The following is a 2,515-nucleotide window of genomic DNA, read 5'->3' as shown; positions in this document are numbered from 1 at the left end:
GCCGGAGAGCACTTAATGTGCTCTCCGTGCGAGCAGGACTGTAGAGCAGGAAACCTTGTATACGCCCGCCCGCTCCCGAGGGGCATCTCTCATGCAAAAACTTTTGTTGGGTAAAGTCCGAGGTCAATGGCGTTTTATACCGAGAAATTCAAAAATAGTTGAAAATTCATTACAAATTTGCGTTGACTTTAGGTAACTAAAGTTTCATACTCCTTTTTCAACCACTGGGGGATGTGAACACGCACGGATCGTTCGCATCATGATTGAAGAGGATTTTTTAGACATGTTCACGCATCAGCTAAACATTATCAGCGTAGTAATTATCTGATGCGGGTTAGCACATACAGCTAGCCCGTACGATAACGGGCGGCTGATGAAGATGAGGGCCGTCGAGCGCAACCGACGGCCCTCATTTTTTATGTCTAGGAAGTTCTTTTTAGAGGAGGAAATGTAATGAACGGAGTTTTGCTCATGGTTGTGGCCGCGGCGGTGCTCGCCTGCGGCTATCTGGGCTACGGCCGCTGGCTGGCCAACAAGTGGGGCGTTGACAAAGAGGCCCTCACGCCGGCCAAGCGCATGAAGGACGGCAAGAGCTTCTCGCCCGTCTCCGCCTTTACCGCGTTCTCGCACCAGTTCAGCTCGATCTGCGGTGCTGGCCCTGTCACGGGTACGATCGTCGCCATGGCCTTTGGCTGGCTGCCCGTCGTGCTCTGGGTCCTCGTCGGCGGCATCTTCTTTGGCGCCGTCCACGACTTTGGTGCTCTGTACGCTTCGATGAAGAACAACGGCAAGTCGCTCGCTCAGCTCATCGAGAAGTACATCGGCAAGACCGGCCGTCGCCTGTTCCTGCTGTTCTGCTGGCTGTTCTGCATCATCGTCATCGCCGCCTTCACCGACATGGTCTGCAAGACGTTCATGTTCACCCCGGCCGTTGACGCTTCTGGTGCTGCTACCGGTGCCATCGACTTCACCAAGTCCTATGCCGCCGGCTGCGCTGGTACCATCTCCATCCTGTTCACCTTCGTCGCTATCGCCTTTGGTTGGGCCCAGAAGAAGTTCAACCTCACCGGTGCTACCGAGTTCGTCACCGGCGTGGTCCTCATGGTTCTCATGTTCGCCGTCGGTATGCAGTTCCCGGTCTACCTGGATAAGTTCCAGTGGTTCGCCGTCGTCATGGTCTACCTGGTCTTTGCTGGCGCCATGCCCATCCAGATGCTCAAGACCCCTCGCGACTACCTCACTTCCATCATGATGATCGTCATGATCGTTTGCGCTGTCCTCGGCATCGTCGTCCTGGGCGTCAACGGTCAGGCCACCATCACCGCTCCGGTCTTCACCGGCTTCTCCACTGCTTCTGGCATGATGTTCCCGGTCCTGTTTGTTTCCGTTGCCTGCGGTGCCCTCTCCGGCTTCCACAGCCTCGTTTCTTCTGGTACCTCCTCCAAGCAGGTCGAGAAGGAGCAGGACGCCGTCAAGGTCGGTTATGGCGCCATGATCGTCGAGTCCTTCGTCGGCATCCTTGCCATCATCGTCGCCGGCATCATGTTCTCCGACATGAACACCGCCGGTACCGGCGCCCTCAACGCCGGCGTCGCTTCCACCCCGTTCCAGATCTTCGCCGCTGGTATCTCCCGCGGTATGCAGGCCTTCGGTGTTGACGGTACGTTCGCTACCGTCTTCATGACCATGAACGTTTCCGCTCTGGCCCTGACCTCGCTCGACGCCGTCGCCCGCATCGCCCGCACCTCGTTCTCCGAGTTCTTTGCCCAGACCAACGACGCCCTGGCCATCGAGTCCAAGGCCGGCTACATGAAGGTTCTCGGCAACCCCTGGTTCGCCACGGTCGTCACCCTGCTTCCCGGTCTCGCCCTCGCCTTTGGCGGCTATGCCAACATCTGGCCGCTCTTTGGTGCTTCCAACCAGCTGCTCGGCGGTATGACCATGATTACCCTCGCCGTGTTCTGCAAGTGCACCGGCCGCAAGGGCTGGATGCTCTACGTGCCCGTCGCCTTCCTGCTCTGCTGCACCTTCACCTCGCTGGTCCAGAGCGCCATGGGCTGCATGACCGCTGTCCAGGCTTACGGCTTCTTCGGCACCATCCCGGCTACCGCCACCACGGCCGCCGTCTCCGTCGCCGCCACCAAGGGCCTGCAGCTCGTTTTCGCCGTCCTGCTGATGGTCCTGGGCCTCATCGTTGCCGTCAACTGTCTCAAGGAGTTCTTCGGCAAGGAGGCCGGCTCCATGCCCGACGAGGAGCCCGAGTGGTCCGAGATGGGCAAGGCCGAGTACGGTCGCGCCGCTGCCGCTGAAGCTCCTGCCGACGCCGAGGCCGCCAAGGCCTAGTCGGTCGGACGGGTTGAATCTCCCATCTATTTGACTCGGAAAGACCGGGTCCGCAATCAAGCGGACCCGGTCTTTTTTCTTCAAGACTTTAGTCTGCTGGCCGCGCAGCGGCCAGCTTTAAACCACCCGCTACGCGGGTGGAGACAAACGGCTTTACAAAGCCACCCCTCCG

1 protein-coding gene is annotated in these 2,515 nt (G+C 59.0%); it reads left to right on the top strand.

The features are described from left to right. The first annotated feature begins 453 nt into the window (after positions 1–453). Positions 454–2,343, top strand: coding sequence for a carbon starvation protein A (locus DW661_RS09885; RefSeq protein WP_118935472.1), 1,890 nt, complete (start codon positions 454–456; stop codon positions 2,341–2,343). The last annotated feature ends 172 nt before the right edge of the window (positions 2,344–2,515 follow it).

The sequence above is a fragment of the Collinsella sp. AM24-1 genome (assembly GCF_003470325.1).
Lineage (GTDB): Bacteria > Actinomycetota > Coriobacteriia > Coriobacteriales > Coriobacteriaceae > Collinsella.
Note: the sequence above shows the minus strand (reverse complement) of the source record. Positions and strands in the feature narration are given on the sequence as shown.